The sequence below is a fragment of the Nitrospirillum pindoramense genome, assembly GCF_007827955.1.
Lineage (GTDB): Bacteria > Pseudomonadota > Alphaproteobacteria > Azospirillales > Azospirillaceae > Nitrospirillum > Nitrospirillum amazonense_B.
Window position 1 is genome coordinate 237,894 of the sequence record NZ_VITR01000004.1, and the last position, 22,161, is coordinate 260,054.

General features: G+C 68.5%; 24 protein-coding genes. 9 read left to right on the top strand and 15 right to left on the bottom strand.

All coding sequences use genetic code 11. From position 1 onward, the window contains the following. Positions 1–74: 74 nt before the first annotated feature. The 10 genes from FBZ90_RS08270 to FBZ90_RS08315 form a co-directional block, all read right to left on the bottom strand. The gene (locus FBZ90_RS08270) at positions 75–1,430 is read right to left on the bottom strand and encodes a LysM peptidoglycan-binding domain-containing M23 family metallopeptidase (RefSeq protein WP_246130220.1); all 1,356 of its coding nucleotides are present in this window, start codon (positions 1,428–1,430) and stop codon (positions 75–77) included. 26 nt (positions 1,431–1,456) lie between these two features. Beyond that, entirely contained in the window at positions 1,457–2,191 is a 735-nt protein-coding gene (locus tag FBZ90_RS08275; protein WP_145730893.1) for a protein-L-isoaspartate(D-aspartate) O-methyltransferase, read from the bottom strand. Then, entirely contained in the window at positions 2,188–2,973 is a 786-nt protein-coding gene (surE, locus tag FBZ90_RS08280) for a 5'/3'-nucleotidase SurE (RefSeq protein WP_145731248.1), read from the bottom strand. Before surE ends, FBZ90_RS08275 begins: the two co-directional genes overlap by 4 nt. A 10-nt stretch (positions 2,974–2,983) precedes the next feature. Then, complete coding sequence (gene serS / locus FBZ90_RS08285; RefSeq protein WP_145730895.1) at positions 2,984–4,255, bottom strand: serine--tRNA ligase; 1,272 nt, start codon at positions 4,253–4,255, stop codon at positions 2,984–2,986. Positions 4,256–4,368: 113 nt separating this feature from the next. Beyond that, positions 4,369–5,202 carry a twin-arginine translocase subunit TatC gene (tatC, locus tag FBZ90_RS08290; protein ID WP_145730897.1) on the bottom strand — a complete coding sequence of 278 codons (834 nt, stop codon included), beginning with the start codon at positions 5,200–5,202 and terminating at the stop codon, positions 4,369–4,371. A gap of 15 nt (positions 5,203–5,217) precedes the next feature. Beyond that, positions 5,218–5,769, bottom strand: coding sequence for a Sec-independent protein translocase protein TatB (tatB, locus tag FBZ90_RS08295; protein ID WP_145730899.1), 552 nt, complete (start codon positions 5,767–5,769; stop codon positions 5,218–5,220). 130 nt (positions 5,770–5,899) lie between these two features. Next, a complete protein-coding gene (locus tag FBZ90_RS08300; protein ID WP_145730901.1) occupies positions 5,900–6,127 on the bottom strand; it encodes a Sec-independent protein translocase subunit TatA in 228 nt (75 codons plus the stop codon). 163 nt (positions 6,128–6,290) lie between these two features. Continuing rightward, positions 6,291–6,695: a hypothetical protein gene (locus FBZ90_RS08305; protein ID WP_145730903.1), complete on the bottom strand. Its 405-nt coding sequence runs from the start codon at positions 6,693–6,695 to the stop codon at positions 6,291–6,293. A gap of 36 nt (positions 6,696–6,731) precedes the next feature. Beyond that, positions 6,732–6,989 (bottom strand): hypothetical protein, encoded by a 258-nt coding sequence (locus FBZ90_RS08310; RefSeq protein ID WP_186455667.1) that lies wholly within the window; start codon positions 6,987–6,989, stop codon positions 6,732–6,734. A gap of 25 nt (positions 6,990–7,014) precedes the next feature. After that, the gene (locus tag FBZ90_RS08315) at positions 7,015–7,329 is read right to left on the bottom strand and encodes an ArsR/SmtB family transcription factor (protein WP_211101948.1); all 315 of its coding nucleotides are present in this window, start codon (positions 7,327–7,329) and stop codon (positions 7,015–7,017) included. A 144-nt stretch (positions 7,330–7,473) separates the two neighbouring features. On the opposite strand from FBZ90_RS08315, the gene trmFO reads away from it, so the two are divergent. Beyond that, positions 7,474–8,847, top strand: a complete 1,374-nt coding sequence (gene trmFO, locus FBZ90_RS08320; protein WP_145730905.1) for a methylenetetrahydrofolate--tRNA-(uracil(54)-C(5))-methyltransferase (FADH(2)-oxidizing) TrmFO — start codon at positions 7,474–7,476, stop codon at positions 8,845–8,847. Between the two features lie 39 nt (positions 8,848–8,886). Here trmFO and FBZ90_RS08325 read toward each other — a convergent pair whose 3' ends face one another. Next, the gene (locus FBZ90_RS08325) at positions 8,887–9,744 is read right to left on the bottom strand and encodes a phytoene/squalene synthase family protein (RefSeq protein WP_145730907.1); all 858 of its coding nucleotides are present in this window, start codon (positions 9,742–9,744) and stop codon (positions 8,887–8,889) included. Between the two features lie 208 nt (positions 9,745–9,952). Between FBZ90_RS08325 and FBZ90_RS08330 the strand changes: the two genes are divergently transcribed. Together FBZ90_RS08330 and FBZ90_RS08335 are read left to right on the top strand one after the other, a co-directional pair. Next, positions 9,953–10,924, top strand: a complete 972-nt coding sequence (locus FBZ90_RS08330) for a squalene/phytoene synthase family protein (protein ID WP_145730909.1) — start codon at positions 9,953–9,955, stop codon at positions 10,922–10,924. A 239-nt stretch (positions 10,925–11,163) separates the two neighbouring features. After that, entirely contained in the window at positions 11,164–11,760 is a 597-nt protein-coding gene (locus tag FBZ90_RS08335; protein ID WP_145730911.1) for a superoxide dismutase, read from the top strand. 75 nt (positions 11,761–11,835) lie between these two features. On the opposite strand, the gene FBZ90_RS08340 is transcribed toward FBZ90_RS08335, so the two are convergent. Together FBZ90_RS08340 and yajC are read right to left on the bottom strand one after the other, a co-directional pair. Then, positions 11,836–12,213: an Mth938-like domain-containing protein gene (locus FBZ90_RS08340; RefSeq protein ID WP_145730913.1), complete on the bottom strand. Its 378-nt coding sequence runs from the start codon at positions 12,211–12,213 to the stop codon at positions 11,836–11,838. A 119-nt stretch (positions 12,214–12,332) separates the two neighbouring features. Next, a complete protein-coding gene (gene yajC, locus FBZ90_RS08345) occupies positions 12,333–12,683 on the bottom strand; it encodes a preprotein translocase subunit YajC (protein WP_145730915.1) in 351 nt (116 codons plus the stop codon). A gap of 275 nt (positions 12,684–12,958) precedes the next feature. On the opposite strand from yajC, the gene FBZ90_RS08350 reads away from it, so the two are divergent. Continuing rightward, positions 12,959–13,849 (top strand): ATP-binding protein, encoded by an 891-nt coding sequence (locus tag FBZ90_RS08350; RefSeq protein WP_246130221.1) that lies wholly within the window; start codon positions 12,959–12,961, stop codon positions 13,847–13,849. 325 nt (positions 13,850–14,174) lie between these two features. Beyond that, positions 14,175–14,651 carry a Ros/MucR family transcriptional regulator gene (locus FBZ90_RS08355; protein ID WP_145614927.1) on the top strand — a complete coding sequence of 159 codons (477 nt, stop codon included), beginning with the start codon at positions 14,175–14,177 and terminating at the stop codon, positions 14,649–14,651. A gap of 82 nt (positions 14,652–14,733) precedes the next feature. Here FBZ90_RS08355 and torT read toward each other — a convergent pair whose 3' ends face one another. Continuing rightward, positions 14,734–15,816: a TMAO reductase system periplasmic protein TorT gene (gene torT, locus FBZ90_RS08360; protein ID WP_186455668.1), complete on the bottom strand. Its 1,083-nt coding sequence runs from the start codon at positions 15,814–15,816 to the stop codon at positions 14,734–14,736. 330 nt (positions 15,817–16,146) lie between these two features. Here torT and FBZ90_RS08365 point away from each other — a divergent pair, with 330 nt between their 5' ends. From FBZ90_RS08365 to FBZ90_RS08380, 4 genes are all read left to right on the top strand, one after another. Then, positions 16,147–17,526, top strand: coding sequence for a DUF1800 domain-containing protein (locus FBZ90_RS08365; protein ID WP_145730920.1), 1,380 nt, complete (start codon positions 16,147–16,149; stop codon positions 17,524–17,526). A gap of 14 nt (positions 17,527–17,540) precedes the next feature. Next, positions 17,541–18,809, top strand: a complete 1,269-nt coding sequence (locus FBZ90_RS08370; RefSeq protein WP_145730922.1) for a DUF1501 domain-containing protein — start codon at positions 17,541–17,543, stop codon at positions 18,807–18,809. Between the two features lie 75 nt (positions 18,810–18,884). After that, a complete protein-coding gene (locus FBZ90_RS08375; protein WP_145730925.1) occupies positions 18,885–19,517 on the top strand; it encodes a phosphohydrolase in 633 nt (210 codons plus the stop codon). After that, positions 19,514–21,538 carry a tetratricopeptide repeat protein gene (locus FBZ90_RS08380; protein ID WP_145730927.1) on the top strand — a complete coding sequence of 675 codons (2,025 nt, stop codon included), beginning with the start codon at positions 19,514–19,516 and terminating at the stop codon, positions 21,536–21,538. The genes FBZ90_RS08375 and FBZ90_RS08380 overlap by 4 nt, the downstream gene beginning before the upstream one ends. Here FBZ90_RS08380 and FBZ90_RS08385 read toward each other — a convergent pair. Next, positions 21,533–22,129 (bottom strand): cadmium resistance transporter, encoded by a 597-nt coding sequence (locus FBZ90_RS08385; protein ID WP_145730929.1) that lies wholly within the window; start codon positions 22,127–22,129, stop codon positions 21,533–21,535. The two genes, FBZ90_RS08380 and FBZ90_RS08385, sit on opposite strands and share 6 nt — an antisense overlap. Positions 22,130–22,161: the final 32 nt, after the last annotated feature.

Genomic DNA, 22,161 nt, shown 5'->3' on the forward strand with positions numbered 1-22,161 from the left:
GCTGAAAATGGCAGGGGCGGCAAAATCTGCCGCCCCCTTTTTATGCCGGGCCCCGCTAGGCAGGGATGACCGGGTCAGCGCCCCCCCTTCCCCGAGTCCAAAACCTCCATGGGATCCAACACCTTATTGCCGGGCGCCCGCACCTCGAAGTGCAACTGCGGGCTGGTCACGTTTCCGGTCGCCCCCACGGTGCCGATGCGCTGCCCCCGCGCCACCTTGGCCCCCGCCTCCACCATGATCTGGTCCAGCTGGGCGTAGGCGGTGACCAGGCCATCGGCGTGCTGGATCAGGACCAGGTTGCCGAAGCCGCGCAACTGGTTGCCGGCGTATTTGACGACACCGGCATCGGCCGCCACCACCGGCGTACCGGTGGGGGCCGCGATATTGATGCCATCGTTGTACTGGCCGCCCGGCTTGGGCCCATGGGTGGAGATGACCTGACCCGTCACCGGCCACAGGAACCGCGCACCCGACTTGGGCGTGGGCGCTGGCGCCTCGGGGGCGGACGGTACCGCCGGCACCGCCGCAACCACGGCCGGCGGGGCCGCAGCCCCCGGGGCACGGGTCGGCGCCGGGGGGGTGGCTGGTGGAGCGGCGGCCGACGGCGTGTCCGTGGGCTCGGACGAAGCGCCCGGGGTGACAGGCGCCCAGCGGGCGGCCGGCGCCGCTGTCGCGCCAGGCGGAATAGCCGCCCCCGTGCTGCCGGTGGGAAGCGGTGCCGATGACGGCGCCGAAGCCTGTGGGGAGGACAAGACCTGGCTTTCCACCGTCCGCCGGGGGGCGGCGGTGACCGGGGGAGGCGCCGTTGCCGACGGGGGCGCCACCGTCACCGGCGCGCGGCCCGCCGTCGTCACACCCGGCCGGGGGGCCGCCACCGGCGGCGGCGCTTCGGCCACCACCGGTGCATTCCCCGGTGGCGTCCAGCCTGGCGTGGCCCCGGAATGCGGCAGGTTCAGCGTCTGCCCCACGCGCAGCAGGTAGGGAGGCCCCAGATTGTTGAGCCGCGCCAACTCGTTGCTGTCCACGTTGAAGGTGCGGGCGATGCCATAAAGGGTGTCGCCCGGCTTGATCACGTAGGTATGCGGCGTGGGCACCACCAGCCGCTGCCCCGGCGTCACGGTATAGGGCGGTTGAAGGTGGTTCTCATCGATCAGGTCGCGCAGGGGCACGTTATAGCGCTTGGCGACGTCATAGATCGTCTCGCCCTTGGAGACGAAGATGACGTTGGATGGTGTGGGCGGCGGCGTGACCACGGGCGCCGGCGGCTCAGACCGGGTAGCGCAGGCGGACAAGCCGAGCGCCAGGGCACCCACGAGGGCGCCCCGCATCATCAGCCGGGACAGGCCCGGCGCGGCGGCGGAAACCGGAGCATCAACGGCCTCGGCCGCGAAGGCGGCGACTGTCGTCGGGCGGAAAATCGTCAAGGCCATCGCACTTTTTCGTTCGAGGTAAGGCATCACGCCCGCTGATGGATTACGTCGGAAAAGTCGGGCGGAATTAGGGCCGGCGGCATAGTCCCTGGCATCCCCCCGGTCGACACCGCGGCACCCGGTTCGGCCGGAACCTCCGGCAACAGCGGAACGAACCGAACCGGCCACAGCTGCTCCCGCTCCACCCCGGCCTCCGTCTTACGCAGGCGCACGACATGCAGGCTGCGCCGGTCGGGCCCCAAGGGTATGACCATGATGCCCCCCACCGCAAGCTGGTCCATCAGGTCCGGCGGCGGGTCCATGCCGCCGCCCGCCGTGACCAGGATGCGCTCGAAGGGTGCCGCCTGGGGCCACCCGCGCATGCCGTCGGCATGGCGCGCGGTGATATTATGCAGGCGCAGGGCCTGGAACCGCGACTCCGCCTCCGCCAACAGGGGGCGGTGACGTTCGATGGTGTAAACCCGGCGGGCCATCTTTGCCAGCACCGCCGCCTGGTAGCCGGATCCGGTGCCGATCTCCAGCACCTTCAGGCGATCGTTCAGGTGCAGGGCCTGGGTCATCAGGCCGACCACCATGGGCTGGCTGATGGTCTGGCCGTGACCGATGGGCAACGCCGTGTCCTCATAGGCCTGGTCGTGGAAGGTCGGGGGCACGAACACCTCCCGCGGGATCAGCTCCATGGCGCGCAAAACATCTGTGCTGTTCACGCCATTGCGGCGCAACAGCATCAACAGACGGATCTTGCGCGCGGCGCTGCTCACCCGAATACCCCCTCCAGCCGCTTCAAGGTCTCGTAGTGCGTCAGGTCGAGATGGATCGGCGTGACGGAAATGCCGCCCAGCGCCTCGACCACATGGACGTCCGTGTCTTCCGGCACCTGGTCCAGTCCCCGGGCGGCGCCGATCCAGAAATAGGGCCGGCCGCGCGGGTCCGTGCGCTCGAACAAATCGTCCCCGGCCTTGCGGTTGGCATGGCGGACGACATGGATGCCGGCCACCGTATCTGGCTCCACGGCCGGGAAGTTCACGTTCAGCAGCACATGGCGGGGCCAGGCGACCGCCAACCCCTTGCGCACCACCTCCGGCCCCCACCGCTCAGCCGTCGCCCAGTCCGGGTCCCGGCCATCGCGCAGGCGCAGGCTGAAGGCGAAGGCGCGAACGCCCAGCAAGGTCGCCTCCATGGCGGCGGCGACGGTGCCGGAATAGGTCACGTCCTCGCCCAGGTTCTGCCCATGGTTGACGCCGGACAGCACCACATCCGGCCGATGATCCGCCATAAGGTGGTTCACGGCCAGCAGGACGCAGTCGGTGGGCGTGCCGTCCACGGTGTAGCGCCGGTCGGCCAGGCGCTTCATCCGCAGGGGACGGTGGATGGTCAGCGAATGGCTGGCGGCGGACTGCTCCGCATCCGGCGCCACCACCCAGACATCGTCGGTCAGCTGTCGCGCGATGCGTTCCAGCGCCGCCAGACCGGGGGCGTGGATACCATCATCGTTGCTGATGAGGATGCGCAAGGGGCGGCCTTCCGCCCCCGGGGCCCGCATCGGCGCGCCCTCAGCCACGGACGATACGCTCCAGCCCGTTCATGTAGGGCACCAGGACATCCGGCACGCGGATGGACCCATCGGCCTCCTGGTAGTTCTCCATCACCGCCAGCAGGGCGCGGCCCACGGCCACGCCCGAGCCGTTCAAGGTGTGGACGAACTGGGTGTTCTTGTCGCCCTTGTGGCGCCAACGGGCCTTCATGCGACGGGCCTGGAAGTCCCCGCAGTTGGAGCAGCTGCTGATTTCCCGGTACATGTTTTGGCCCGGCAGCCACACCTCAATGTCGTAGGTCTTGGAGGCGCTGAAGCCCATGTCGCCGGTGCACAGGGTGACCGTGCGGAACGGCAGGCCCAGGCGCTTCAGCACCGTCTCCGCCGCCTCGGTCATGCGCTCATGCTCCGCGGCCGACTGGTCGGGCGTGGTCACGCTGACCATTTCCACCTTGTAGAACTGGTGCTGGCGTATCATGCCGCGCGTGTCGCGACCGGCGGCACCCGCCTCGGCGCGGAAGCAGGGCGTGCGCGCTGTCATGCGCAGCGGCAGCTCCTCGGCATCCAGGATGCTGTCGGCCACCAGGTTGGTCAGCGGCACCTCGGCCGTGGGAATCAGCCAATGCCCGGTGTTGGTCTGGAACAGATCCTCGGCGAACTTGGGCAGCTGCCCGGTGCCGAAGGCGGCCTCGTCCCGCACCATCAGCGGCGGCGACACCTCGGTATAGCCGAACTCGCGCGTATGGGTGTCCAGCATAAAGTCGCCCAGCGCGCGCTCCAGCCGGGCCAGCGGACCTTTCAGGACGGTGAAACGGGCGCCCGACAGCTTGGCGGCGCCCCCAAAGTCCATGAAGCCCAGCGCCTCGCCCAGGTCGAAATGCTCCTTGGCGTTTTCGATCACCGGCGGCGTGCCGACGCGGTGGCGCTCCACATTGTCGTGCTCGTCCTTGCCCTGCGGCACGTCAGCGGCCGGCAGGTTGGGGATGGTCGACAGCAGGCGGTCCAGCTCCTCCGACAGCGCCTTTTCGATCGCCTCGGCCTCCGCCATGCGGTCCTTCAGGCCGGCAACCTCGTCCATCAGCGGCTGGGCGTCCTTGCCGTCCTTCTTATAGGCGCCGATCAGCTTCGACGCCTCGTTACGGCGGGCCTGCATGTCCTGAAGCGCCGTCTGGGCCGCGCGGCGGCGGGCGTCCAGGTCCAGCACGACGGCGGACTGGGGCGGCAACCCGCGGCGGGCCAGGCCGCCGTCAAAGGCTTCGGGATTGTCGCGGAGAACGCGGAGGTCATGCATGGCAGGCTTCTTGGAAGACGGTTAGACGTTGGTCACCGACTTATAAGCGGGAAGCCCTACCGGGGTCCAGCCCGCCCCGCCATTTTAGCCCCACCCCGGCGTCACGCCCGGCATCAGCCGGGCGTGCCCTCGCCGTTCGCGGCCTTCTCCGCCGCCTCCGCCTTCGCCAGCTCCCGCGCCCGGCTGCGTTCGATGCGCCGGGCGGCGAATACGGACACCTCGTAAAGCACGATCATGGGGGCCGCCAGCGTGGTCTGGCTGATGGGGTCGGGCGGCGTCAAAATAGCGGCCAGCACGAAGATCAGCACGATGGCATAGCGGCGCTTGGACGCCAGCTGGTCGGCGGTGAGAATACCGACGCGCACCAGCAGGCTGAGCAGCACCGGCATCTGGAAGGCGATTCCGAAGGCGAAGATCAGTGACATGGCGAACGACAGGTATTGTTCCACCCGCGTCTCGGCCACGATGGGAACAACCCCTGCCCCGCCCCTCTGCTCAAAGCTGAGGAAGAAGCTGAGCGCCGTGGGCATCACGAAGAAATAAACCATGCAGGTGCCGAGCAGAAACAGCACCGGCGTCGCCAATAGGAAGGGCAGGAAAGCCTTGCGCTCATGCTTGTACAGGCCGGGTGCCACGAACTTCCAGATCTGCTGGGCAATGATGGGGAAGGCGATCAGCGCCGCCGCCCACAAGGACACCTTCACGTAGGTGAAGAAGGCCTCGGTGGGCGCGGTGAAGATCAGCTTATGCTCTGGCGCATGTTCACCCCACGCCTTGACCATGGGGACCAGCAGCCAGCCGTAGATGCGGGCGGCGAACTGGTAGCAGACCAGGAACGCGACCAGCAGCGCCGATATGGAGATGATCAGGCGGTTGCGCAGCTCGATCAAATGATCCAGCAGCGGCATGCGCGAGGCGTCGATTTCGTCTTGGGTGGGGTCGGCCATGGGGCGCTGGCCCTATCAGGGTTTGGTCGGGACCGGCGCCTCAGCGCCAGCGGGATCGGCATGCGTCACCGGGAGCGGCGTCACCGGCACGGGCTCGGCCGCCGCCTCGGGCGTCGTTTCCGGCAGGATCAGGGGCATGGCGGGGGAGCCAATGGCCGGCAATTCAGGGGCCGGCAGTCCGGATTCGGCAGGCTTGACCTCAGGATGGTCCTCGACCGTGCCAGACTCCGGCGCCGTGGTCGGCGCGGGCGAGACTTCGGTCGCCGTCAGCGACGCCGTGGGGTTGATCTCCAACGCCTGGCGCACGCTGTCGGTGGGGTCCACCATCTTGGTGACCTCGGCCGTCAGGTCGAACTGCGCCACCTTCTGGGCCTGCTTGCGCAGATCCTCCAGCTCCGCCTGACGCACCATGTCATCCAGGTGGGACTGGAAGTCACGGGCCAGCAGGCGCGCCTTGCGCATCCATTTGCCCGCCGTGTAAAGCGCGACCGGCAGGTCCTTGGGCCCGATGACGACCAGCGCCACCACCCCGATGAGCGCGAGTTCGGACCATGCGATGTCGAACATGGACGGCGAGCCTTATTCCCGACAATTCCCCAGATCGGCCGAACACGTCCCAGGGCGCTGACGCACCCCGGTCGTTCGGCACGACGCATCCGCTTACGCGCGACCGGGTCCAGGCCCGGCCGCCGCCGGCTCAGCCCTTGGAAACGGTATCCTTGGGCGCGGCGGTCGTCGAGGCGTCCGTGTGGCCATCGATCGAGCGGGGCGCAGAGGCGCCGCCTTCTTCCTGTTCGTTCAGGCCGGCCTTGAAGTTCTTAATGCCCTTGCCGAAGTCGCCCATCATGCGGGGCAGACGGTTGCCGAACAGCAGCAGAGCGATGAAAAGAACGATCAGCCAATGCCAAATGCTGAAAGAGCCCATGGGTGGGTCCCGTGTCCTGAATAAGGTGTGAGGTCGATACCGACGCCCGTTAAGGCGCGGCACTATGGCATGGCGGCGCCGCCCGCCGCAATGCCTGCCCCATACATAGGGATAAGGAGTGCTGGATGTAAGATGCCGCCGCGGAACCGGTCATACCGTCGCATCAGCGCCAGGCCCAGCGGTCACCGGATTGAGTCACATAGCGATCAACGACATAACGCCAGGGAATGATGACCCAGTAAATGGCACCAAGGCCCACCGCAAAGATGTTTGCCGCCATGCCATCGTCGATGGGACCGGACATCCAGGCCGGCAGCGCCACCCGCGCCAGCCAGATCATCTTCCATGTCAGTTCGAACATCAGCAGGGGCAGCATCTGCAGCGGATAGCGCACGCCCAGCAGGCACAGCACCGTCAACGCCCCCAACATGCAACGGACCACGCCCTGGTTGAAGCTCCAGTCCACCGACGGGTCCAGGATCTCGGGCCAGGTCAAGCCCCCCATGCCCACCGCGATCAACAGATAGCCCGCCCGTAACAGATAAAGCCGAAACACCGATATCGTCATTTCCCCACCCCGTTTTGATACGTCCGACGAGCGGCCCTATTCCACTTGCTTCAGGATGCGCTCCACCGCCGCCAGGCTGGTGGCCAGCTTGGCCATGTCGCCCTTCAGCGCCGCCAAGGCGGCCTGCGTTTCGGTTTGCGCCGCGATCGCCCGCTCGGCCAGGGCGCGGTAGCCGGCCTCTGTCTCCAGCTTGGCGCGGGCCGCCACGGCGGCCGAGAAGTACTTGAAACCGAAGATCAGCACGAAGGTGCCGAAGAACAGCAGCAAGGTGAGCAGATAGATGCTGGGCGACATTCTCTAACCCCTCTGATTCAAAACACTACTCGGACCTGGCGCTGAGCGTCGCCGCCGCCTGGACCAGCAGGTCAGGCGTGAGTTCCACCGCGAAATCCGCCACCGCGAAGAAGTTCAGCGCCTTGCCGTCCGGCGACAGTTCCATCTGGCTGGTGACCAGCCCGGCCTCTTCCAGCTTCTGCAGGTGCAGGTGCAGCAGGGGGCGACTGATGCCGACCTGTCGCGCCAGTTGGCTGACATAGCTGCGCCCCTCCGCTTTGAGCGTGGCCATGATCCGCAGCCGGTGCGGGTTGGCCAGCGCCGACAGCATCGTCAGCAGGTCGTCTCCGGAAATGGACAAGCGCAAGCCCCATCGATCATGTGTCAGTAAAATCTGACATGTGTCAGGAAATTGCAAGAGGTTTCCCCAGGGGCTTGACGGATGGCGCCGGCTGGCGTCTTTGGCCCCACGCGGTTTCGGTTTTGTTGAAAACAAGGTTTGGTCATGAGCGACACCCCCATATCCACGAACGCCAACGGCCCTGTGCATGTCATCGGCGGCGGCATGGCCGGCAGCGAGGCCGCCTGGCAGCTGGTCCAGGCGGGGGTGCCGGTGGTGGTGCATGAGATGCGGCCCGTGCGGGGGACGGAGGCACACCAGACCGAGCATTTCGCCGAGCTGGTCTGCTCCAACTCCTTCCGTTCCGATGATCATGAGTACAACGCCGTGGGGCTGCTGCACGAAGAGATGCGGCGCTGCGGTTCCCTCATCCTGGCATGCGCGGATGAGCATAAGGTGCCGGCCGGCGGCGCGCTGGCCGTGGACCGCGACGCCTTCGCCCAGGCGGTGACGGCCAGGCTGACCGCCCACCCGCTGGTGACCGTGGTGCGGGACGAGGTCGCGGGCCTTCCGCCGGAGGAGTGGGACAGCGTCATCGTCGCCACCGGCCCCCTCACCTCGCCCGCGCTGGCCGCCGCCGTCCTCGAACTGACGGGCGAGGCGCAGCTGTCGTTCTTCGACGCCATCGCCCCCATCGTCCATTTCGACAGCATCGATCTGAGCCGCGCCTGGTTCCAGTCGCGCTATGACAAGGTGGGACCCGGCGGCACGGGCAAGGATTATATCAACTGCGCCATGGACAAGGCGCAGTACGAGGCCTTCATCCAGGCCCTGATCGACGCGCCCAAGACCGAGTTCAAGGAATGGGAGAAGGACACGCCGTATTTCGAGGGCTGCCTGCCCATCGAGGTCATGGCTGAGCGGGGCCTGGACACCCTGCGCTATGGTCCCATGAAGCCGGTGGGCCTGACCAACCCGCATGACGAGCGCCGGCCCTATGCCGTCGTCCAGCTGCGCCAGGACAACGCCCTGGGCACGCTTTACAATCTGGTCGGCTTCCAGACCAAGATGAAGTATGCCGACCAGACGCGGGTGTTCCGCATGATACCGGGGCTGGAGAACGCGGAGTTCGCGCGCCTGGGCGGCCTGCACCGCAACACCTTCCTTAACAGCCCCCGCCTGCTGGACCCGACCCTGAGGCTGAAGGCGGCACCCCGTCTGCGCTTCGCCGGGCAGATCACCGGCTGCGAAGGCTATGTGGAAAGCGCCTCGGTCGGGCTGATGGCCGGCCGCCTTGCCGCCGCCGAGCGTCTGGGCCGCTCCGCGGTTCCCCCGCCCGTCACCACCGCCCTGGGCGCCCTGCTGGGCCACATCACCGGCGGGGCGGAGGCTGAGACCTTCCAGCCCATGAACGTGAACTTCGGCCTGTTCCCCCCGCCCACCGAGCGCGATGCCCGCGGCCGGGAGCTGCGTGGCAAGGAGCGGAAGCTGGCTTATACCCGGCGCGCTCTGGCCGATCTGGCCGCGTGGCTGGGGTAGGCAGTTATTGGTCGCCTCAGGCGCTGGCTGCTTTGATCCCTACCACCGGCCACTGAACGCGGCCCAGGCCAGGCGGGCGGCGCGCAGGCCATCGGGGCGCAGCAGCTCCGGCGCCAGGGGGTCGTGGCCGGCCCTCGCTAGGCGCTCCAGAGAGAGGCTGGCCAGGCGGGCCGGCAGCAGGGCGGGCACGGCGGCGCGCGGCAGCTGGCCACGCAGGCCCCGCGCGGCGGCCAGTTCGTGCCGGGCCGCGTCCGCGATCTCCTTCGCCACGGCGGTCAGGCCCGGCTGCGGCTTCAGCTCGAACAGCGCCGCCTCGTCGGCGCCGTGCGCGCGCATCAAATCCGCCGGCATACGGGAGCGGTGGGCGCGGGCCAGAAAGGGCACGGCGCGCAGGATGCCGGCCAGGGCCCAGCCCCGACCGACATGCGCGGCCACGGTTGCGGCGGCCCCTTGCGGGGCCACGCCCAGAACCTGAAGGGCCAAGCGCACCAGCGGAGCGGACGTCACCTCGGCATAGCTGACCAGGCACGACAGATCGGCCGGCGCCTCGTCATCCATGTCGGCTTCGCGCGCGTCCACCAGCAGGTCGAACTGGGCGCGGTCCAAGCCGTGGCGACGTACCGCCTGGGCCAAAGGCTGCACCACCTCATGCCGGCGGGGTTCGCCCTCATAGACACCGGCGATGCTGTCACGCCACCATTGCAGGCGGATTTGCCCCAGCATGGGCTCCGTCACCACCTCGCGCGTCTTCGCCACCTCATGGTTGAAGGCGTAGAGCGCCGCCAAATCCTCCCGCCGGTCGGCTGGGGCGAACAACAGGGTCAGGAAGCGGTCCGGGTCCTGCCGGCGGACGGTTTCCAGGCAATAGGACAGGGTAGGCTGGGCAGAGGGGGCCATGGCGCGAGGCATCCGGCGGGTGAAAAGGCGCGCCTTTATGGACCGGCGGGCGGGTGCCTGACCAGCGCGTCGTGTCGCCGGCAGGGACGCCCTGCCCGGAATTGCCGGTGGGTATCGTGCTGCTTTCCCTTCATCCGGCGTTCAAGCTCTGGCACTCTGTGCTTCCATCTGCCACCGGGCCAATCGCTACCGAGACGGAGGACCGACCATGGCCGATTTCCGTATCCAGCCGCCCCTCATCGGACGCGCACGCCCGGCCCAGCGCCGTCCGCCCGTCCAGGGCGGTTACGCGTCGGCCCTGCGGCGGGTGCCCAAGGCCATGCGGCGCCACGCGGCGGCCTTCGCCTCTTTCCTGAAGCTGGCGCACGACATCACCGGCGACGCCAACCTGGAGCCGGAGGCCAAGATCGCCCAGCTGGACGCGTTGGAGCGCGCGTTGGTCAGCGGCGGCAACGTGCCCTCCTGGCTGGGGCCGGCCCTGGAACTGAAGGCCAGCCTGGCGATCACCGGCGGTTCCTCCCTACACGCCCGCCAGTTGCTGCAAGCCTTCCGCCGCGACGCCGAGGGGTATCGCACCCGTACCTGGGGCGACGTGCTGGCGGCCTGCCGCCTGGCAGCCAACCCGGTGGGCCACCACCTGCTGGAGCTGTATGGCGAAAGCGCCGACGCGCTGGCCGCGACCGACGCCCTATGCACCGCCATCCGCCTGCTGCGCGTGGTGCAGGAGTGCCGGGACGACTGGGTGCGGCTGGGCCGCTGCTACTTCCCACTGGACTGGTTCGATGCCGTTGGCGCCAGCCCGGAACATCTTGTGGAACATCGGGCGACGCCAGCGATCCGCATGGTGCTGGACCGTATGCTGGACCGCATCGACCGCCAGCTGGACCACGCCCGCGCCCTTCCCGGCGCCCTGCGGGACCCGGGCCTGCGCATGGAAACGGCCGTGCTGCTGCACGCCGCCCGTTTGATGGCCGGGCGCCTGCGCCGCCGCGATCCGCTGGCCCAGGGTATCAGCCTGGGCCCCCTGGCCCGCGCCTGGGTCGCCCTTCGCGCCCGGCTGGTTCTGGCCCGCAGCATGGCCGGCATGGCCCCCACCCCACCCTCGGGCCCGCCGCCCGACCCCGACGCCGACGTCAACGGCGAGACGGACCTGGAACAGCCGCCCCGGCAAAAGGGTTAACCTTTCCGGCCCCGAACCGGTTCTATTCGCTTCACGGGATGGGAATGTTCATGTTACCCCCTTGCTCCGGGTAGGGAAACCAGGACGCGGGCGGCTGTCCTGTGACCATGCCCACATGCCGGGGCCACCAGGCCAGGGCATGATTTCGTTGAAGAATAACGGTCCCGGTGGACGGGCGGCCCCGCATCACGGCCGTGCCGGCCACTCCCGAATAACCCCCGTAGAAGACGAGGAAAACCATGGCTTTCGAACTTGCCCCTCTGCCCTACGCCAAGGACGCCCTGCAGCCCTACATGTCGTCCGAGACGCTGGATTACCACCACGGTAAGCACCACAACGCCTACGTGACCAAGCTGAACGAGCTGATCGCCGGTACCGCGTTCGAGGGCCAGAGCCTGGAGGACATCGTCAAGGCGACCGCAGGCAAGGCCGAATCCCAGGCCATCTTCAACAATGCCGGCCAGCATTGGAACCACACCTTCTTCTGGAACAGCCTGACCCCGAAGGCCTCGGCCATCCCGGGTGAGCTGGAGAAGCGCATCATCGCCGACTTCGGCAGCGTCGAAGCTTTCAAGAAGGCCTTCGTCGACGCCGGTATCGGCCAGTTCGGCAGCGGCTGGGCCTGGCTGGTGGAAGACACCACCGAAGGCAAGCTGAAGATCACGAAGTCGGCCAACGCCGACACGCCGCTGGCTCACGGCCTGAAGCCGCTGATCACCGCCGACGTGTGGGAACACGCCTACTACATCGACTACCGCAACCGTCGCCCCGACTTCCTGAAGACCTTCGTCGACACGCTGGCCAACTGGGAATTCGCGGCCCAGAACCTGGGCTAAACCGCCCAGGGGCGGAAGCCCGACATGCAAACCCCGGCCTTCTCGCGGAGGCCGGGGTTTTCTTTGCCCTAAATATCAGGCCGGCAGCAAAGCGGCGGCCACGCGCCGCCCCTCGGCCAGCAGCACATTATAGGTACGGCAGGCGGCCCCCGTGTCCATGGCGTCGATACCGCCCAGGCCGCGCTCCTTGACCGCGCGGCGCAGGGTGGAGGGGAACAGCTGCATGGTGGGTCCGGTGCCCAGCAGCACGATCTCCAGCGCCGGCTCTTCCGCGATCAAAACCGCGAAATCCTCTGGCAACAGGCCGGCGAACCCATCGACCGTCCAGGAGATGGTGCGGTTGGGGAAGACGATGATGGGCGTCTCATAGACCACGTTGCTGACGCGGAAGCGGCCGGGGCCATAGGCGTCGATGACCTGGCGGTCGGCAGGTATGAGGGGGGTGATATCCATGGGCTTCCAGCCCTCCCGAGAATGAAAAAGGCCCGCGCTCGGCACCTTGGAAGATACGGGCGCAGGCCTTTTAACTGGCGTGTGGCGGCAGCGGTTTCAAACCCGCCGCCCGCCGCAGCTCACTTGGAGTCGGTATCGGCCTTGGCGGGCTCGGTCTTGGCCAGGACGGTGGTGATGGTGCTGCGCAGGACGCGGAACTTCACGCCCTCACCGGCATCAATGGTGACCTCGTCATTGTCGCCGACCTTGACCACCGTGCCGATGATGCCGCCGCCGGTGACGACCTTGTCGCCACGGCGCAGGGCCTCCAGCATGTTCTTGTGTTCCTTCATCTTCTTTTGCTGCGGGCGCATCAGGAAGAAGTACATGACGATGAACACCGCCACGAAGGGCAGGATACCCATCAACTGGTTTGAATCGACGGGGCCGGCGCCGCCGGTGGTCTGAGCCTGGGCAGTGGACACGAACATGGGACGGTTGCTCCAGCGTGCGGGACTATAACAATACAATGGCCAACGGCGGCCATCAGGGGCCAACGGGGCGGACATGCCCGCGTTTGGCCGCGACTATACCGACCGCCGGCCATGTTGCAACCCAATCTCAGACCCCCGGCCGGCGCGGGTTGCCGCCCGGCGGTGGTGCCCGTACCGTTCGCAGGTTGAACAGGCGGGCCACCGGCATACCGCGCGCGGCCCTAAGGGCGCCCCCTCCCGGCGCCATTGCAATCAAGAAGGAAGCAAGCCCCGTGACCCTCGAGTCCACCCTGCTGCCGCTGCTGACCCGCATCGCGGACGCGCTGGACCGGCTGGCCCCGCCGCCGCCCGCTCCGATCGACTTTCATGCGGCCGACGCCTTCGTCTGGCAGGCCGATGGCGACCGTCTGTCCCCAGTGCCGGATGTATCCAAGGTGGACATCAGCCTGTTGCAAGGGGTGCAGAACCAGCGCGACATCCTGCTGGAGAACACCCGCCGCTTCGCCCAGGGCCTGCCGGCCAACAACGCCCTGCTGTGGGGCGCCCGCGGTATGGGCAAGAGCTCGCTGGTGAAGTCGGTGCATGCCGCCGTGAACGAGGCCGCCGGCCAGCCCCTTGGGCATGGGCCCCTGGCGCTGGTGGAAATCCACCGCGAGGACATCCCCTCGCTGCCCCGCCTGCTCGCCGCCGTGCGCGACAGCGGTCGCCGCTTCGTCCTGTTCTGCGACGACCTGTCCTTCACCAATGACGACGCCCATTACAAGTCGCTGAAGGCGGTGCTGGAGGGCGGGGTGGAAGGCCGGCCGGCCAACGTCGTGTTCTACGCCACCTCCAACCGTCGCCACCTCATGCCCCGCGACATGATCGATAACGAGCGGTCGACCGCCATCAACCCGTCCGAGGCGGTGGAAGAGAAGGTGAGCCTGTCGGACCGCTTCGGCCTATGGCTGGGCTTCCACAACTGCGATCAGGACACCTACTTCGCCATGGTGGACGGTTACGCGGCGGCCCTGGGCCTGACCGTGCCGGTGGAGGAGTTGCATGCCCGCGCCGTGGAATGGGCGGTCACACGCGGCAACCGGTCCGGGCGCGTGGCATGGCAATTCATCCAGGATATGGCGGGGCAGGCGGGCGGTAGCCGGGACCATGCGCCGGACCTCTGAGTCGCGGCCCGCGAGAGCGACTCATAAAACTTCTCGCCTGCTTGCCACCACCGGCCGACGACGAAACGTTCAAAACGGATTGGGAGTCGCCTCAAAGGCGACTCTTCGTCCTACCCATGTAACGGGTTACAGCTTCCGATTCTCGGCGGTTTTCGCCTAGAGAGGGTACGTAACTCGATTCCCCATTACTCTGTCCCCCCAAGTTTTCCGCGATTTTGACAATTCCAAGGGGGGAGACACTTCTTTTCAATACAAACAAGATAAATTCGGTTATAGTCCGTCCAACAAAACCTGCAACAAGTGACAAACAACGCCAGGGCTGGACATGACACAACCGATATCCGATTCCAATGACGACCTGCAGATCATCGCCCTGACCGGAAAGATCGTCACGAGCTATGTTGCCGGTAACACGCTGGCGCCCGCCGCCCTGCCTGATCTGATCAAGCAGGTGCACGACACGCTGCGTCGTCTGGTCACGCCTGAGGAAGTGGTCGCCACCCCGGCGGAGCCGTTGACCCCGGCCGTTCCAATCCGCAAGTCGGTGACGCCGGACTACATCGTGTGCCTGGAAGACGGGCGCAAGCTGAAGATGCTGAAGCGCCACCTGCGCACCGCCTACGGCCTGTCGCCGGAAGAATACCGGGTGAAATGGGGCCTGCCGTCCGACTATCCCATGGTCGCGCCGAACTATGCCGAGCAGCGGTCGGGCCTGGCCAAGGCCATCGGGCTGGGCCAGCGCTCCCGCACCGAGGGCAAGCCCAGCGGCAAGCGTCGCCGCAGCAGCGCCGCCGCTGAGTAATTCCTGCGTTGCTGACAGTATCGATCTGGATAAGGCGGGCCTTGTGCCCGCCTTTTTCATTTGAGCCCTCCTCAGGGCGCGTTCAAGGCGCGCCCAAATGCGGGGACGCCCCACCCGGCGCTTCCGGAATCGGCGCACCGGGTATGGGGGTGCTGAGCACGGGGGGAGAGGCGGAGGGCGAAACGGCTGCCGGCGGCGCCAGGGGGCGCAGCTGGAATCTTTCGCCCTGCGGCACCGCGATGCGTGACAGGTCATAACCAGGCATGCCCGCCATATCCAATCGCTCCACCGTCATGACATTCCAGACGCCATGCGGCCGACCTTCCACCGCGCGCACCGCCAGATCAACGGCGATGCGCGCCTGCACGATGGGGGAATCGGCGGCGGCCAAGTCCACGATGCCGCTCTTGATCAGGTCCGCGACGGCATCGGTGGCGTAGGTCGCCACCAGGTGGGTGGAGGCGTCGTGGCGTGACCGCAGATAGCTGGCGGCCGCCTGGATGGCCACGGCGTTCCCGAAAACCACGTCGATATCCGACACCCGGTCGAACAGGTCCCTCACCAGATCCATCTGCGTCGGCAACGCGGTCGCGCCGTAGCCGCCGTGGATCACCTCCACCCCCGCGCGACCCAGGATCGCCAAGGCCGCGGTTTCCATAGCCTCCGACCATTCCGCCCCCTTGGGGCCCGGTAGCCACCCGACCTTCAAGGGACGCCCGGCCGACCTTTCCCATTCCGCGCGATGGGCCACGATGTAATCGGCGCCGACACGGGCGTCTTCCCGAAAATTCGACACGATATGGGCGGTGACGTAGGGCGAGGCCATGCCGTTGATCAGGTCGATCAACGGCCGTCCGCTATCGGCGATGGCGGCAGCCTGGGCATCCAGGCCATTGCTGGATATCGCAGCGATGATATAGGCGTCAGGTTTCAACTCACGACAGGCGTCGACTTGCGCCTTCTGCACATCCAGCCGGTCATAGCCGCCCGCCTGGTAAACACCAATGACGACGCCCTGGCGCTCCGCCTCGCGAACCAAACCCCAGGAAACACCCCACCAGAACTTGTCCTGAGTCCCTGGCAGCAGGGCGCAGATGCGCCAGGGATGGCTGGCGCGCACGAGGGGAACATAGGGCGCGGTGCGGCCATCGCTGGCAACGGACACCCACGTGTCCGGCCGCGCCACCTCTGGATAAGCCATCATCCCGGTCACAGCGAGAAAGCCCCCCAGCCCCCACGCCCAGCGCCGGCCTTTCCCCAAAGCCATACAAGCCCCCACGTCACTGCTTCGCATGCTGACATCGCGCGCCGCCCGATAAAAGAGCAAAGGCGTCGCCCGCCTCGCACTTTTACCGGGTCCGCAGGGTCCCCGCGCCATGCTCCGTACCAGGGCCGATGCGGACGTTTCCCCCTCGCCTGATGTCGCCGGAAGGCCCCGAAGGCGCGGAAACGCTTGGGTGCCGGCGTGGAACCGGCCTGTACGAGGACATCCCCCATGACCCTGGAAGCGGCGACCCTGCAAGCGGCCATTGCCACCAACCGATTCGGTTTGGGCGCTCGCCCCGGCGACATCGCGGCGGCGCAATCCGACCCCCGCGGCTGGCTGGAAGCGCAACTGGCGCAGACCGAGACGCCCCCGGAACTGCGTAGCCTGGACAGCAGCGCCACCCGCCTGGCCGCGACCTACGCCGCCCGCAAAGAAAAGGACGAAAACACCCGCAAACCACTACGGGAAGCATTGCGGGACGCCTACCGCGACGACGCCGCGCGCCGCACCCGGGCGGCCATCGCCACCGATACGCCCCTTCGGGAACGGCTGGTACACTTCTGGTCCAACCATTTCACCGTGTCCGTCAGCCGGCCCATCGTCGCCGCAGCCGTCGTGCCATATGAGACAGAGGCCATCCGGCCGCACGTCACCGGGCGCTTCGCCGACCTGCTGCTGGCCGTGACCCGCCATCCGGTCATGCTGAACTACCTGGACAATGCGGTGTCCGCCGGACCCGACAGCCCCGCCGCCATCCGGCGCCAGCGCGGCCTGAACGAGAACCTGGGCCGCGAATTGCTGGAACTGCACACCCTGGGGGTGGATGGCGGCTACAGCCAGACGGACGTGCGCGAACTGGCCCGTATCCTGACCGGCTGGAGCGTCGCGGCGGAGCGGGACCGGGACACCGGCACCTTCCTGTTCCGCGCCAACCTGCACGAACCGGGGGACAAGGTGCTGCTGGGGCAGCGCTATGGCGAGGATGGCATGGGCGAGGGCCTGCTGGCGCTGCAACGCCTGGCACGACATCCGGCCACGGCACGGCACATCGCCACCAAGCTGGCCCGCCACTTCGTCGCCGATGATCCCCCCGGCACCGTCGTCGCCGCGCTGGAGAAAAGCTACCGCGACAGCGACGGCGACCTGGGGGAGGTCACCCGCACACTGCTGCGCCAGGATGCCGCCTGGGCGCCGGAGCTGCGCAAGGTGAAGACCCCCACGGAACTGGTGATCTCCACCGCCCGCGCCCTACACGGCGCTGTCCATGAACCGGAAACGGCGGGTGGCGGCGGGCAGCCGGTGGGCCATGTCGACCCTGTCTTTCGCTCCTTGGGCCTGCTGGGGCAGTCGCCCTTCGCGGCCCCCTCCCCCGCCGGCTGGCCGGACCAGGCGGCGGATTGGGCCGGGCCCGAGGCCGTGGTGCAACGGGTCGACTGGGCCCTGACGGTGGGGGAGAAGCTGGGCGACGGCATCGACCCCCGCCAAATCGCGGAGCAGGCGTTGGGCCCCCTCGCCAGCGAGGCGACCCGCCAGGCCGTGAGCCGCGCACCCAGCGCCGCCGACGGCCTTGCCCTGCTGATCTCCGCGCCCGAATTCCAGCGGCGCTGAAGGAGTGCCCCATCATGACCGCCTTCCTTGATATGAACCGTCGCCACCTGCTGGCCAGCCTGGGCACGGCCGCCGCCATGGGCGCCCTTCCCCGCGTCAGCTTCGCCCGTACCGTGGGTGACCAGCGCTTTGTCCTGATCGTCCTGCGGGGCGGGATGGATGGCCTGGCCGCCGTGGCGCCCTACGCCGACCGCGACTATGGGTCCCTGCGCGGCCGCCTGGCTCTGGCCGATCCCAACGCCCAAGGCGGCGTGCTGGACCTCAACGGCTTCTTCGGCCTGAACCCCGCCCTGGCCGACATCCACCCCTGGTACGCGGAGGGGCAACTGCTGGTGGCCCATGCCGTGGCCACTCCCTATCGCGATCGCAGCCATTTCGACGCCCAGGACCTGCTGGAAAACGGCACGGTGACGCCGCATGGCACGGAAACCGGCTGGCTGAACCGCGCTATCGGCCTGTTGGGTGGGAGCCCCTTGGACGGAAGTACCGCCGGGCGGCGCCTGGGCTTGGCGGTGGGCCAAGGCGTGCCCCTGGTGCTGCGCGGCGCAGCACCCGTCGCCTCCTGGGCGCCATCGCCCCTTAAGGAGGCCGACGGTGACTTCCTGGACCGCGTGGCCGCCCTCTATGCCAGCGACCCGCTGCTGGCGAACGCGCTCAAGGCCGGCCTGGAGTCCGCCAGCATGGCCGACCACGCGCTGAATGCCGATGCCGACATGTCCATGGACGGCGCCATGGCGGATGGTGCCCCCAAGGCCAAGGGCGTGCGCCTGGATCCGGCACAGCTGGGCGAAACCACGGGACGGCTGCTGGCCGACGCCAACGGCCCGCGCATCGCGGCGCTGGACCTGCAAGGCTGGGACACCCACACGCAGCAGGGAACAACGGCCGGCCGCCTGGCGGGCGCGCTGGGCAACCTGTCCAAAGTGCTGGTCGCCCTGCGCGCCGGCCTGGGCCCGGCCTGGCGCCAGACCGTGGTGGCGGTGGTGACGGAGTTTGGGCGCACCGCCCGGCCGAACGGCACCGGCGGCACCGACCACGGCACGGCGACGGCCGCCTTCCTGGCCGGTGGCGCCGTGCAGGGGGGCCGGGTACTGGCCGATTGGCCGGGCCTGGCCGATGATCGCCTGTACCAGGGGCGCGACCTGGCGCCGACCCAGGATTTGCGCGCCCTGATGAAGGGTATTCTGCGGGAGCACCTGGGCCTGGACGGCGGCGCGCTGAACAAGGCCGTCTTCCCCGGTGACGGCTCCCCCGCCGCGGTACGGGGCCTGATCCGCACCTGACGGACAGGCCCCCTAGCCGGCACCCCGCCGGACGCGCTATCTGTTGCAGGATGGCGACGGACGGAGGCGATGGGCATGACGGGTGAGGCACGGGCCTGGGTCAGATTGCCCTCACGGCGGCATCTGAACCTGCTGGCGCCCACGCCCCTGGACTGGGATGACGAGGACCTGGCCATGGGCCTGGCCCGCACCTATCGCTGGGGCGGGCACTCCCGCTGGCCCCTGCCCTTGTCGGTGGCACAGCACTCCCTCACCGTTCTGGCCCTGTCCCGCGCCCAGGCCGAAAAGCCCTTGAGCCCGGCCGCGGAACTGCGTGAGCTGCTGCATGACGCCGATGAGGGCCTGTTGGGCTTCGACGCCATTTCACCGCTGAAGCCCTTCCTGGGCCCGGAATACAAGGCCCTGGCCGCACGGCTGGAAGGGGCCATCACCTTGCGGTACCAGATCCCCGCCTGGAACCAGACCACGAAGAAGAACCACAAGCGGGCAGACCGCGTCGCCGCCGCCAGCGAGGCCCTGCACGTGGTTGGTTGGTCGCGGGAGGAAATCCGCCGGACGCTGAAAATTCCCTACCTGCCTTTGGATGACGATCCCTTGGGGGCGATCTATGCCGGCACACCGTGGGAACCTTGGCCCGCCGACCTGGCGGCGGAGCGGTTCCTGGAGGCCCTGCGCGACCTGCTGCGGAAACGGGATGGCCGGGTATGAACATCCTGGCCCGGGCCCATGCCGCCGTGACCGCCGGTCGCATGGCGGAAGCGGCGGACCTCTACCGCGCCGCGCTGGCCCACGCGCCACATGACGGCACCGGCTGGCTGGGCTTGAGCCTCGCCGCCGCTGCCCTGGGCGCGCCGGACGAAGCGCTGGCCGCGGCGGAAAGGGCCGTCGCGCTCCTGCCGAGCCACGCCCCGGCTTGGGCCAACGTGGCGGAGCGGCGGCGCCAGGCCGGCCGCATGGCCGATGCGGGCGCCGCCTACGCGCGCCTTGCCGCCCTGCCGGCAGTGCCCGCACCGCTGCGGGCCGATGCGGAGAACGGGCTGGCCCTGGTGGCCCGCGACAGCGGCCAAATGGAGGTGGCGGAGGCGCACTGGCGCCGCGCCATTGCCCTGGACCCCGGCTTCGCCGGCGCCTATGCCAACCTGGGCAAGATGCTGTTCGACCAGCAGGCCATGCACGCGGCCCGGCAAGCGCTGACCCGCGCTGTCACGCTGGATCCCGCCAACGGCGGCGCCCGCATGAACCTGGCCCTTGTCCACAAGGCCCTGGAACGGCAGGCGACAGCGGTGGAGGAGCTACGGCGCCTGCTGGACCAGCCCGGCACAAGTGAGCAGTTGGCCCATGACGCGCGCTTCAACCTGGCCCGTCTGCTTCTCCTCAGGGGGCCCAGCGCCGAAGCCTGGTCCCTGTATGAAAGCCGGTGGAAGGTGAGCCACTTCCCCTCCGTCCGCCGGGCCTTTCCGGTGCCGGTCTGGCAGGGGGAGAGCCTGATGGGCCGCCGGCTGCTGCTGTGGGGTGAGCAGGGGCTGGGGGATGAAATCCTGTTCGCCAGCCTGGTCCCCGACCTCGCGGGCGGCCTGACGGACTCGGTACGGGCCGCCGGTACCGATGTGCTGCTGGAATGCGACCACCGCCTGGTGCCGCTGTTCGCCCGGTCTTTCCCGCCCGTGACAGTGATCCCCCGCCCGCCCGAGGTGGTGCTCAGCGGCTCTCGCGACACCTCCGCCGATCCGCGCGCGGCCACGGCCACGGTGCAGTTGCCCACCGGCAGCCTGCCCCGCTATTGCCGCCCGACGCTGGCCAGCTTCAAGGGGACGCGCCCTTTCCTGAAGCCGGATGCCGGGCGCACGGCCTTTTGGGCCAGGCGGGTCGCGGCACTCGGCCCTGGCCTGAAGGTGGGCCTGTGCTGGACCAGCGGCCTGCTGACGGCGGAGCGGGCCATCAGCTACACCACCCTGGCCGACTGGCTGCCCCTGGCGTCGGTGCCGGGCATCCATCTTGTCAGCCTGCAATACAACCGCGACATCGTGGCGGCGGAGCTGCCGAACGCCCGCGCCCACGGCCTGGACATCACCGACTGGCCAGACCTCGACCAGCGCAACGACCTGGACGAAACGGCCGCGTTGATCTCCACCCTGGATCTGGTGCTGACCGCCCCGACCTCCGTTGGCGAGATCGCCGCCGGCCTGGGCGTGCCCACCTGGCGCATCTCCACCCCCAGCCAGGACTGGAGCGGCCTTGGCACCCCCATACGCCCCTGGTACCCCGCGATGCGCATCTTCCCCGCCGCCAGGGAGGGGGAAACCATGGCCGATGTCATCCAGCGCATGGCCCACGCCCTGGGCGCCCTGGCACGGCCCACGGCGCCGGCCATGCCCCCGAGCCTGAACGACGCCCTGGCGCTGCACCAGGCGGGCCGCCTGATGGAGGCGGAGACGGTCTATCGTCAGGTGCTGGCGGCCCTCCCCCCGGACGGTCAAGCCAAAGGGGACGCGCAGCACCTGCTGGCCCTGCTGCTGCACCAGGATGGCCGGCCGGCGGAGGCGGAACCGCTGCTGCGCCAGGCACTGGCGGCGGAGCCCGCCTTCTTCGAGGCATGGAACAGCCTGGGCGCCGTGTTGCTGGCGCTGGGCCGGCGAACTGAGGCGGCGGACGCCTGGCGCACCGCCCTGCGTCTCAACCCCAACTATGACAAGGCGGCCGCCAACCTGGGCCGACTGGGTCCCCTATAGTCCGAGCCAGGATCGGACCAGCGGAACCGTCCCCGCGTCGGCGATGACCCAGGCCCCCACGCCGATCAGCACCCAGGGCAACAGCAACCGGCCCCAGCGCCGGATGGGGGGCCCGGCGGCGGGATGGGTGGCCAGCCATCGGGCGAAGGCGAGCCAGCCCCCTGTCAGAACCGCGAACACCGCAACGGTCACCACGATCTCGCCGGCGCTTTGGGTGGAAAACAGCGGCACGTAAACGCCGATATTGTCCCCGCCGCCGGCCACGGTGACGGCGGCGACGGTCCAGGCCCCACCCGTGGCGGGGGCGGCCCCATCGTCGTCGTCGGGCAGCGCGGGCCACAACAGGCGAATGCCCAAGGCCAAGGGCACCAAGCCCAACAGGCCCAACCATGCCGGCCGCACCACCAACGCGGCCAGGGCGCCCATCAGTCCGGCCGCCACCAGAATGGCGATGCCCAGGAACTGGCCGACCACGATGTCGCGATGGCGCCATCGCTCACCGGCGAACAGCGCGACCAGCACGAACAGATCATCGATGTTGGTGGCGGCGAACACCGTGGCGGCGCCCGCGCAAAGAAAAAGGGTGTCCATCACGGTCGATGACTCCCGTGACGGACGCCCCT

Bases quoted from the DNA above. Each gene is read 5' to 3' on its own strand.
- surE (WP_145731248.1), bottom strand. From the start codon at position 2,973: ATGCGGGCCCCGGGGGCGGAAGGCCGCCCCTTGCGCATCCTCATCAGC.
- FBZ90_RS08310 (WP_186455667.1), bottom strand. From the start codon at position 6,989: ATGTCGCCCAGCATCTATCTGCTCACCTTGCTGCTGTTCTTCGGCACC.
- FBZ90_RS08330 (WP_145730909.1), top strand. From the start codon at position 9,953: ATGGCCGATTTCCGTATCCAGCCGCCCCTCATCGGACGCGCACGCCCG.
- FBZ90_RS08325 (WP_145730907.1), bottom strand. From the start codon at position 9,744: ATGGCCCCCTCTGCCCAGCCTACCCTGTCCTATTGCCTGGAAACCGTC.
- FBZ90_RS08270 (WP_246130220.1), bottom strand. From the start codon at position 1,430: ATGGCCTTGACGATTTTCCGCCCGACGACAGTCGCCGCCTTCGCGGCC.
- FBZ90_RS08365 (WP_145730920.1), top strand. From the start codon at position 16,147: ATGACCCTGGAAGCGGCGACCCTGCAAGCGGCCATTGCCACCAACCGA.
- FBZ90_RS08305 (WP_145730903.1), bottom strand. From the start codon at position 6,695: ATGACGATATCGGTGTTTCGGCTTTATCTGTTACGGGCGGGCTATCTG.
- FBZ90_RS08380 (WP_145730927.1), top strand. From the start codon at position 19,514: ATGAACATCCTGGCCCGGGCCCATGCCGCCGTGACCGCCGGTCGCATG.
- FBZ90_RS08375 (WP_145730925.1), top strand. From the start codon at position 18,885: ATGACGGGTGAGGCACGGGCCTGGGTCAGATTGCCCTCACGGCGGCAT.
- FBZ90_RS08355 (WP_145614927.1), top strand. From the start codon at position 14,175: ATGACACAACCGATATCCGATTCCAATGACGACCTGCAGATCATCGCC.
- tatB (WP_145730899.1), bottom strand. From the start codon at position 5,769: ATGTTCGACATCGCATGGTCCGAACTCGCGCTCATCGGGGTGGTGGCG.
- serS (WP_145730895.1), bottom strand. From the start codon at position 4,255: ATGCATGACCTCCGCGTTCTCCGCGACAATCCCGAAGCCTTTGACGGC.
- yajC (WP_145730915.1), bottom strand. From the start codon at position 12,683: ATGTTCGTGTCCACTGCCCAGGCTCAGACCACCGGCGGCGCCGGCCCC.
- FBZ90_RS08340 (WP_145730913.1), bottom strand. From the start codon at position 12,213: ATGGATATCACCCCCCTCATACCTGCCGACCGCCAGGTCATCGACGCC.
- trmFO (WP_145730905.1), top strand. From the start codon at position 7,474: ATGAGCGACACCCCCATATCCACGAACGCCAACGGCCCTGTGCATGTC.
- FBZ90_RS08385 (WP_145730929.1), bottom strand. From the start codon at position 22,129: ATGGACACCCTTTTTCTTTGCGCGGGCGCCGCCACGGTGTTCGCCGCC.
- FBZ90_RS08370 (WP_145730922.1), top strand. From the start codon at position 17,541: ATGACCGCCTTCCTTGATATGAACCGTCGCCACCTGCTGGCCAGCCTG.
- FBZ90_RS08300 (WP_145730901.1), bottom strand. From the start codon at position 6,127: ATGGGCTCTTTCAGCATTTGGCATTGGCTGATCGTTCTTTTCATCGCT.
- FBZ90_RS08335 (WP_145730911.1), top strand. From the start codon at position 11,164: ATGGCTTTCGAACTTGCCCCTCTGCCCTACGCCAAGGACGCCCTGCAG.
- tatC (WP_145730897.1), bottom strand. From the start codon at position 5,202: ATGGCCGACCCCACCCAAGACGAAATCGACGCCTCGCGCATGCCGCTG.